4 protein-coding genes and 2 pseudogenes are annotated in these 9,605 nt (G+C 56.6%); 2 read left to right on the top strand and 4 right to left on the bottom strand.

Features of this window, described 5'->3' with window-relative positions; translation table 11 throughout:
- Positions 1 to 203: 203 nt before the first annotated feature.
- Complete coding sequence (locus tag AC1EJZ_RS10810) at positions 204 to 4,817, bottom strand: LPXTG cell wall anchor domain-containing protein (protein ID WP_480294927.1); 4,614 nt, start codon at positions 4,815 to 4,817, stop codon at positions 204 to 206.
- Positions 4,818 to 5,514: 697 nt separating this feature from the next.
- Between AC1EJZ_RS10810 and AC1EJZ_RS10815 the strand changes: the two are divergent.
- Together AC1EJZ_RS10815 and AC1EJZ_RS10820 are read left to right on the top strand one after the other, a co-directional pair.
- Positions 5,515 to 5,769 (top strand): annotated as a pseudogene (locus tag AC1EJZ_RS10815) (GMP synthase (glutamine-hydrolyzing)); the annotation flags it as partial.
- 620 nt (positions 5,770 to 6,389) lie between these two features.
- A complete protein-coding gene (locus AC1EJZ_RS10820; RefSeq protein ID WP_480294928.1) occupies positions 6,390 to 6,830 on the top strand; it encodes a hypothetical protein in 441 nt (146 codons plus the stop codon).
- A 219-nt stretch (positions 6,831 to 7,049) separates the two neighbouring features.
- Here the strand turns inward: AC1EJZ_RS10820 and AC1EJZ_RS10825 are convergent, their stop codons facing one another.
- From AC1EJZ_RS10825 to AC1EJZ_RS10835, 3 genes and pseudogenes are all read right to left on the bottom strand, one after another.
- Positions 7,050 to 8,501: a hypothetical protein gene (locus AC1EJZ_RS10825; protein WP_480294929.1), complete on the bottom strand. Its 1,452-nt coding sequence runs from the start codon at positions 8,499 to 8,501 to the stop codon at positions 7,050 to 7,052.
- Between the two features lie 2 nt (positions 8,502 to 8,503).
- Positions 8,504 to 9,370: a hypothetical protein gene (locus tag AC1EJZ_RS10830; protein WP_480294930.1), complete on the bottom strand. Its 867-nt coding sequence runs from the start codon at positions 9,368 to 9,370 to the stop codon at positions 8,504 to 8,506.
- A 41-nt stretch (positions 9,371 to 9,411) separates the two neighbouring features.
- A pseudogene (locus tag AC1EJZ_RS10835) lies at positions 9,412 to 9,605 on the bottom strand (IS6 family transposase); the annotation flags it as partial.

A 9,605-nucleotide genomic window follows, 5' to 3' on the forward strand; every position in this document is an offset into this window, starting at 1 on the left:
GGTTGACGCCTTCGCGCAGAATGCGGGACTCGCGGAGGTGCGTATGATTCAAACCGGCATTGTAAGAGGGGTACCAGCGTGATTTCGCGAAGCATGCGCCTTTCGCGCTACCGCCCGGGATGACGGAAGCGTTGGAGTGCGCAACGTGCCACTGTACGCAATGTCGAATACGCGGGAGTGTGGAATCTCTGCTAATGGCAGCGTTAGTTAAGCGCACGTACTTTTCTGGATGCCAAACCTGCACCGGCGGCAGCGGCTAGTCCCAAAGCAAGAATTGCTGACAATCCGCTAGCGCCGGTCTTAGGCATTTTGCGACGCACTCTCTTCACCGCTGTGGAGCCCTCTTCGCCTGGCTCGTTTGGTACCACAGAGCTTTTGGAGACCTTGACGGTTAGCTGGATCGTGTCGTCGTCAGTTGCTACTGCGTCCTTGCCGTCCGGCCACTGGATTGCGTCCCAAGTGAATGAGAATGCTTTTCGCGTGCCAGATTTTGAGGTGGCCATCGCGCTGAATCTACCCTCTACTGTGCCGACAATGGTCAGGTTCGCGTCAACGTCCGCATCTTCGTCAATCATGATTCCAGGGACGGTAATCTTCATCCAACCTTCCGCACCGCCGGCGGCGTCCACAACCTGTTCAAGATCGGAATAAGTCTTGATGGCGGCGGGGTCAGTCAGTGCGAAGACGACGGTTACGGTCTGGGCGTTAGCTGTCACATCTTTGACTGTGAAGCCAGCACCGAAATCGGCAACCCCAACCTGTGTGGCGTCGAGATTGGCCGGCAGGCTCATGCCATCCGGAATAGTGAACGTGGCGACGAACGAGAAGTCTTTCACGTCCAGAGCGATTTCATCGTGATTAACCTCAGGATACAAGGCTTCAATTCCGCCCATCTGTTCATGAATAGGCGTCACTTGCAGGGCACCGGTCAGGTCGAATGTGGAACCTTGAGGCAGGGTAATGACTTCATCATGCTCGGTGTCGGTGCCGACCAGCATGTCGCCGGGCAGCTCGCCAGCTATCGGCGACGGGACTTGCACAGTGAACTGGATAGCCTTGCTGTTGGCGGGTGCCATCACGTCTTTGCCCTCGGGTGTTTGTTCCCCAATCCACTTGAAGAAGAACTCCCGCTGTGTGCCAGCGGCTGAGGTTGCCAGGGCGTTGAATGTGCCAGACACTTCGCCACTTACAGTCAGCTGTGTGCCGCCTGAGACGTCCTTATTCACGGTTACGCCCGGGATCGTCACCTTCATGGTCGAGTCAATCTTGTTGACGGCGTCCTTGAGCTGCTGATAATTCACAATCCCGCTCTTAAGTGTCATGGTCACTGTGACGGTTTTACCCTCCACTGAAACGTCAGAGATAGTGAATGTGTCGGCAAGACCTTCGGCTTTCACCGTATCTTTGGTTAGGTTATCGGGTAAGGTCATGCCGTCCGGAATCGTGAAAGAGGCGGCAAATGTCGAAGCCACATCGCTAAGGTTGATGCTCGACAAGTTTGTGACACCAGGGTATTGGAGCTCAATCGCGTTCATCTGATTCTTGACGACCTCAGAGCCTAGGGTGCCGGTGAAATCAATATTCTCGCCTTGAAAAGCGTCATAAACGTGAGTGTTCTCAGTGTCGTTTCCGACCAGAATGTCGCCAGGCAGTACAGCTTCATAAGGTTTAACCACCAGCAAGGTTTGCTGGATTGTGGAGTCGTCCTTGGCGCGAACGTCCTTGGCCGTATCGGTTTGGTCACCTGTCCAGGTGAAAGTGAATCTATGCAACCTGGGTGCAGGGTTTTCTGCCTGAGCCCTAAAGAGCGCCCTAGCGCTACGAGCAGACACTTTACTGGCTGTCGAGCCTTGCGCGACAGCGTTGAAATTGCCTTTGACAGTTCCGGTTACAGTGATTTCTTGGCCGTTGGTCACCTGTGCGGCGTCCAAGGTTAGACCTTTGACGGTGGCCGTAATCAGGTTTCGATTTCCAGCTCCGGTCGAAAAGACGGCATCCTTTAGCTGCTTGTAGTTTTTGATGCCGGGCTTTAACTTGAAAGTTACGTCCACTGTTTGACCGGTTACGCTAGTGCCTGCAAGCTCGAAGCAATCGCCCAACCCCGCCATCTCAACGGTGGGGTTAGCTGGGATAGCTACGCCATCCGGGAAAGTGATGGACGCGGTGAACGTCGAGCTCAGGCTGGACAATGCAATCTTGTCCGGGGTCTTAGCGTTCTCTGGGAAGACCCCTTCTATGCCCGTCATTTGGTTCTTTATACCGGCGGGATCAACGGCTCCGGTAATCTCGAAGGTGCTCTTCGAGCCCTCCGTGTAAACCCGCTTTATCTTGGTGGTCGCGTCAATCGAGTCAGCCCACATATCGGCGTCAATCGTCAGATCCGCTTTGGTCTCGAGCACTGTTGGGTCAGTTTTCCAAGACAAGTAATACGTGGTGTCAGCCGTAATATCTGGGTTTGCGCCAGGTATCTTGATGCCAAAGAAGCTGGAGTCATCAAACCGGACGCCCGAACCGCCTGCGCCGGCAGCCTTGCTCCAATAAGACTGGTTGGCTAGCAAATACCCCAATTTCTTGGCGTCCGCCTTGGCTGGGGTGATGTCGCCATAAGTCACCTTAGTCAGCAGTGTGCGGAACTTCTGCCCGTATGTAGCTGGCTGTTTCAGGACGGCAATCTCGCCGCCGCTGGCGTCGGTCTCAACAGTAAACTCTTCAGGATTTGTCTTGAATATGCTTGTTTCAGAGAAAATCCCGCCGTTAGCCGAGAAAGCGACCCGGTATTCGTTGTCTTTATATTGGGCGTACAAGTCAATTTGGGTGGTCTCTGCAGCGAATGTTAGCCCAGCGCCCGGTGCGACCTCGTCACCAGAGCCGTCTGGCGCCGTCGTCCACTTTACGAATGTCTTTCCTGCCGGTACAAAGGCGCTGACCTTGGCGGCGACTTCGTCGAAAGCTAGGGCAGTGGCCGTGGTGTCGTTGGGGTCAACATTTTGGATGTACTCTTCACCTGCACCATTGTGGTAAATGACGGTTTTTGCGTCCCATTTCGCATAAACCTCGATGTTGGTATCGAGCTGGGCATTCGCATAATCGAAAGTATGCTCTGCGCCTGCCGCGTCCTTATAGAACCAGCCTAGGAACTTTACGCCGTTAGCGTCAGTTGGTGTGTCGGGGTCAGTGTTACCCGTCACATCGTCGAGTTTGTAGCCGCGAACGGTTGATTTCGCCTTGTCAGCGGTGGTGCCGTCGGCGAAAGACGCATTAGCGTTTTGCAATTTGAAGGTGGCTGTGGCGGCTGGCGCCCAAATGTGCTTTTGCCCGTCTTTGGAGGCCTGCGCTACCGAATAGTTGTACCTGACGCCGTTGGCGTTGATCGGGTTCACGGTATTAATGGTGTTGTCCGCCAGCGTGAATAGCGAAAGCCATTCGTTACCGTTTTGGTCGCCGTTGGTTGGCGTAACGACATCGTGGTTGAAATCGGGGCTATAGGCAATCAAATATGACCCGCCGGTAACCACGTAAGAGCTTCCGGTGCCACGGTTAGCCCCGCCATTGTCAGCAGTGTTATTGCTGGCGTCGGTATTGACCACGCTATTGCCAGTAAAGGTGATCGAGCACGGCCCTGACGACTGCCCAGCGCCATAGGAGGGGTAATACTTCATGTTGGTGGTTTCCAGCACAGAGTTGGTGAATGTCGCCTCGCCAGGCTTGTAGTTGACGTTCAGGCCGCCGTCCGTGCTGTTCTTGATGACTACCTTTGAGTCGGTCACCGATAATTTCGCCGAGACCGTGATGCGTGAGCCATCGGCAGTGAGAGTGGAGCCGTTGACTAGCTCAGACGCGCCCAATAGGGCGAGGGTATTTTTGTAGGCTCTGACTCCTGTAGCTTTGTAAGCATAAAAGTCAGAGTGGTCGAGGTGTACCCCGCCTTTGCCCTTGTCCGGGTCGAAGTAATACCAAACGCCGCGGGTGGTAAGCGAGGAATTCGTCATGTAGAGGCCGGCGTACTGTTCGCTTTTTCCGGGTGTGGCTTGGACGTCCACCGTGCAATTGATGAACCTGGCGTCTGAGTTATAGACAAACCCTCGCCCCAAGCTGTTCTTTGCCGAGATAGTTAAAGCCTCGCGTGAGGTGCCGTTAATTTTGCCTTTTAGGTCGAAGCCGATGGTGTTGCGGTCGAGGATGTAGTTGCCATCGTTAAGCTCAGCGCCAGCCTGGATGGTCAATGCGGTGTTGTAGCCGGTCATTGTGACCGTCTTGCCTGGGGCGCTTAGTTTCGCACCACTTGTGATGGTTAGAAAATTGCCAGAGCCTGTGAATGTGACGTTCTTGTTGATAGCCAGGTCAGTGCCGGACGTGAACGCGCCGACGGTATGTATCGTCCCGCCATCGGATACTAGACCAAGCGCTTTCTCAAGAGTTTTGACGGCGGCGGTTTGACTGCCATCATTGTCGTCTGAGCCCGCTTTGCTATCTACCCAAACCTCAGAAACACCTTGCGGGGAGCGTAATTGCGGTTGGTTGGCGGTAGTGGCTTTCAGCGTTGTCTCAGATGCGGTCGACGAGACTGGGGTTTGGTTTTCTGCTGTTGGGGACGCGGCAGAATCGCCGGCGCTTGGTGTCGGGGTGCTTGACGCCTCGGTGGGTTGAGGAGAAGCAGCCACGACATTTTCCCCTGGTGCGCTGCTAAGGGTTGTCCTCGCGGTAGCGCTTGGCGTGGCATCCTCCGCCCCGGCTTGATCCTCAGCGAAAGCCGCTGCTGGTGTCATAAACAGCGCCAAAATAAGCGACAACGATGCAGCAACGATTCGCTTAGGCATTGCGGCGTTGCTTTGCAATTTTCTTTCCCTAGTCGCACCCATTATTTCCCCCCAGGGTCGTGAGCGGATGGCCATTCGTCGGCCAGAAATAAATACATTCTCACTGAATAATACCGTCTGTTCGGTTAACTAATCTAGGTAGATCAAAAAAGTTCACCCGTTAGTCGAGGGTTCCGAGGCGCAGAGTCTGTCGTATTCCTGGTTTTGTCACGCCATTCACGCTCCGTTGATACCGGGCTGCCGATTAGAAACGTTCCAGCTGTCTCTAGGTGCGTATAAGGATGGTTTTCGAGATTAGCCGACGCCTAGCCAGAGACTCGTTCCACTAACTCGCTGCCCAGGATTACCGGGCTGGTGATGATTGCCAGACGGCGAGAACCCCTTTCGATGAGCCGCCGAGCCCCGAGGTGTCCAGACTCAGTATTGTCTACGTCTACCCATGAGTTAAAGGTTGGGGCTTGGGTAGGTCTGCCGATGAAAACCATAGGAGCATTTTGGAGAGTTTGGATTTGGTGCGGCACCTGGTGATGCAAGGTGACGATTGCGCCATCGACGTGACCCTCATATAGGAAGGGACGTAGTTTAGTGTCCTCGCACCCACGATCAGCGAGCATAAGCAACAACTGCAGATGGGTGTCCTCGAATTCGCGGTTCACTGCGTTGACTATGACTGAGAAGAACAGATCCGAAAATAAGCGAGGTCTGGCAGATGCCCGTCGTGCTGCTGGCGGACGTCCGCTCGGCTGGTGTTCAGGGCGATGGCCGCACCTACGGTCACCCGATCGTCCTTCGTCCGGTTTCGAGCGAGGATGCTATGACCGCCGACTGGTCGCGCCTGCCGTTCGATGTCCTGGCCCGCATCTCCAACCGCATCACCAACGCGGTGCCGGAAGTCAACCGCGTTGTCCTGGACGTGACCAGCAAGCCGCCGGCAACGATTGAGTGGGAATAGCGGAAACTGGCTTCTGAACTCGCGTTTTGGTGCTGCCGAGTACCACCTGATGCTGTTTCGGCATCGCCTCAGAACAAAGCCGCCAGCGAAATAGTGGGAATAAAAGCCCTCGACCCCTCTGGTTCGAGGGCTTTCTTTTTGCATTCCTACCTGGGAAAACGGTTCAATTATTCCCGCATGCCCCTACTGGGCGGTACGGCGGAGCACTCGGCGGTACGGGAATAATGGGGCCCTGCGGGAATAATTCACAATTCGGGTCCCCCGAGGGGCGATTTCGCGCGGCCGAAACTAAGTTGAAACTGCGAGGTGGATTCAAGCCCTCGTCAATTGCATTTGCCCAGGTCAACAAACGGGAATAATAAAACGCGAAAATCGGTTTCCGCAGTTTCAGTGACCCCGAATGCCGCCGAATAACGCCGCGTATCTTGCTGTGTTCGGGCACGTAATTATTCCCTTAACAGAGCTTCCGGGGTGCCGATTTCATGCGGGAATAACGGAACAGCCTCCGGAGAACCGGAGGCTGTTCGCAAGGAAACGTCAATTTAACTGGGGAGATATCAGAAAGAGGTCTTCCAGTCGGCGTAAGCGGCCTCGTCTATTTCGCCGCGTTCGAGCTCGAGATGCGCGAGGAGCCCGAGAGGGGGCTCTGGCTCACGGCGAACTGGCACCAGGTGCGCGACGACTGGCGCGCCGACGCGCCTGCGGACGACATCCCGGCTGCGTGCAGGTCCCGCGGGTGGCGCTTCATACTGGCCTCGGAGGCCGAACTCGGGCAAGCCGGTCGCGTCCTGCTCGACGGCGATGAGGCGTTCGCCCGGGTGCGGGGCTTCCTGTGTGACGCGGCTGCGATCGGCGCCTGCTACCGCGAGCACGTGGGCCCTCCCTCAAAACCGCTGAAGTCGCAGATTAGGGACCTGCAGCGCGCGCTGGGGAGGGCGGAGGTCCCGGGCGTGCCGGACGAGCTGGCGAGGCTGCTCGCGCAAGAGAAGGAAGAGGGCGCCGAGGATGGCGCCCGCAAGGTCAAGGAAGATTGGGGTGACGTCGATGAAGAGGCTTGGTAAGTTCCTCAAGGCGGTGCTTAAGGTCACGCTGGGCTTTTTTCGTCTGGCTGTTCCGCGCTGTGTTCAAGTGGGCGATGTAGACGATGACCGTTTGCCTGCCTAGGCAAGCATTCGCTGTTATGAGCATGATAGTAGTGCAAGGAGATTCATCCGTTCTAGACGGCAAACGGCCGAGCGATTGGGTTTCGCTCGGCCGTTGTTTCTTTAACCTGACTGATTCTAATTTAGAAAGAAATCATCGACTTCTTCGCGCATGTGCAGGATTTCGCTATCTGGAACGTTAAGGCTTGCCGCCAGCTCAATGGAGCCGGAAAAAGCCATGGCGGAATTCGAGGAGAATGCCTTTTCTAGAAGACTGATGTATTTGATCATATTCTCACGAAGGTCGCTGATGCATGCGGCGTATTCGCTTTCGAGCTCTGTATCGAGGGCCTTCAGCTCCTGGGCATAGTGCGCGAGCAGCTCCGCCTCTCGTTTGTTATAGAAATCCTTTCCCAATTCGTACACGGTCGCCCCTACGGCGTTGCCGACGAGGGCGCCCAGAATCGGGATCGGAATGATAACCTGGCCCACGAAGCTCGAGAATGCGCTCACGGACGCATCGAGGCACGCGATTTCGGAACGTTCTATAAACTCGATCTCCGTCAGCTCGCCGCCGCGGAACCTGTAAGCGCATTCTGCGACGCCGAATGACGCAGTGACCAGCGCGCTTGCGACAGATGAGGGCGTGGCCGTGTAGTTGTTCAGCCAATAAACAGCTCCACCGCGAACCCCGCCCTTGACGAGTCCCATGCCGGAATCTTTGGCGATTTCCTCCCAGTCATCCTGGGTCAAGTCGTCGATACGCTTTCCGTTCCCGAGATGGCGCTTCATTGAAATGACGAATGCCGTTCCCGCTTCCAGAACGGCGCCAGCCGCTGCGGCTTTCGCGCCCTCTTGAGGCGTGGGCTTGTGCTCCTCGTAGATGTCTTTCTTTATCCGCTCGCTCTCGTCTGCGAGCCTGCTCTTCTCCTCGGCCATCTTGTCGGCGATAGCGTTCTTCTGGACCTCCGAGTACTCGAATTTGGAGGCTTCAAGGTCATCGATACTGAACCCGCTTGAGTCGAAGAACTCATGGATGCTCTTCCAGGTTGAGTAGGATGGGCCGCCGGTCGAGGACGCCAGTTTGGCTGCTTCCTCCTTTGGCATCTCATACAGGGAGCGCACCGCGTCGAGATGGTCCTTCGGGATCTGATAGATGCCGTCTTTGTCGAGGAAATCGGGGTACTTCTGCAAATGGGCGGCCACAGCGTCCAAGGAGAACTTGCCGCCGGCGTTCACGAACTTGACCTGTATCTCGACGCCGTTGCGCAAAAGGTCGGCGGGGCCGTTGTCGTTCACCCATTCCATTACCGGTTTATCGCCATGGACGAGGCTCTGCGCATTCTCCAACCCGCATTCGGCCACCTCGGCGATGAACCCATGGATGCCCTTGCTGCCGCCCCTGTTCGCAACGACGAGGTCCTCGATCTTCCCGAGCGCCCAGTTCATGGACTCCATTGTGGAATCGAGGTTCTGGTCTTGGCGGTTGAGATTCTCGATGAGGTCGTCGATTCTCATCTGGTTGATCAAGCCGATCCATGCGGCGACGGCCTGCTCCTGGGAGCTCTTGAGTACCTTCTCTGCGTTCATGGCTATTCACCGTCCCGGGCGGCCACCCTCTCGACGATGAGGCTGCCCAGGGACTTCGCATTGTTTACCAAGGCACCCAGGGCCAGTTTCTCGTCGTCGGAGATGGAAAGGTAGTCGGCGCCGTACATGCGGCATGAGGGCATAAAGGACCCGGACAGCTCTTCGCGAAGGGTATTGGTCTTTATCTTAAGTGCCCCGATTGCTGCGGACGTCTCCCTGAGAGCCTCGGTGTTCCGCTTCACCGACAGGAGCTCTTCGTGCTTTTCCCTGGCAATCTCGTGCTGCTTTTTCACAAAGAGAGCGATGGAGGTCAGCAACGTGGCGCCTGCGACGCCCCATCCGATGGGGCCCGCCATTGCCAGGAAAGCGGTGCCACCGGCCATTCCGCCGCCTCCGGCGGCCAATGCGCCTCCGCCGAGCCAGGTCATCGCTGCGTTCGTCGCGGCAGCGCCCGATAGCGTAGAGATCGCGGTGCCCGTGGAGGCGGTACCGAAAGTTGTGGCAACCCACATGGCGGCGGATGGGGCGATGCTGGCAACGGCCATACCTGCCGCGACGCCGGCGCCAGCGCTGGCTGCCGATTTCCGTGCCGAGTCCAGCTCTTCGCGGGCGAAGGACGCCGACTCTTTGAAGCTTCGCTTTTTGTGTGACACCTCATCGATATCTTCCACGAACGACTTCGGCGTGTTCGCGATCGAGTTCACCAGATCGGTAACGAGGGCCAGCAGGTCGATGCTCCTCAACCTAGACTGGTAGAGCTCGATTCCGCCCGATTCCAGATCGGTATAGGTTTGGTTGTATTCGATGACGGCGAGCTCGTACTCATCCGGTTCTTTCGTCCATGCATTCTCGATGCGGCTCTGTTGCAAAGATTGGCGGCAGTCAGAGGTAGGCTGTCGCTCTGCGCCGATCAGGCGGCTGCTGCGAAATGGTGGTTGAGCATGCCCATGGCCTCCGTCAGCGCCGAGGGCCCAATGCCAAAAGCTCTCTCCACAAGGCGCACCTCGCCCCTGATGCCGGGCTGCAGGCACCAGGGGCGAGCCTGTCCTTTGCGCAGGGCTCGCATGACTTCGAATCCCTTGATCGTGGCATAGGCCGTGGGGA

The sequence above is a fragment of the Pauljensenia sp. C0170B5 genome, from assembly GCF_056590195.1.

Excerpts from the sequence above, each read along its gene's own strand:
- AC1EJZ_RS10810 (WP_480294927.1), bottom strand. The coding sequence starts at position 4,817 with ATGCCTAAGCGAATCGTTGCTGCATCGTTGTCGCTTATTTTGGCGCTG.
- AC1EJZ_RS10820 (WP_480294928.1), top strand. The coding sequence starts at position 6,390 with ATGCGCGAGGAGCCCGAGAGGGGGCTCTGGCTCACGGCGAACTGGCAC.
- AC1EJZ_RS10825 (WP_480294929.1), bottom strand. The coding sequence starts at position 8,501 with ATGAACGCAGAGAAGGTACTCAAGAGCTCCCAGGAGCAGGCCGTCGCC.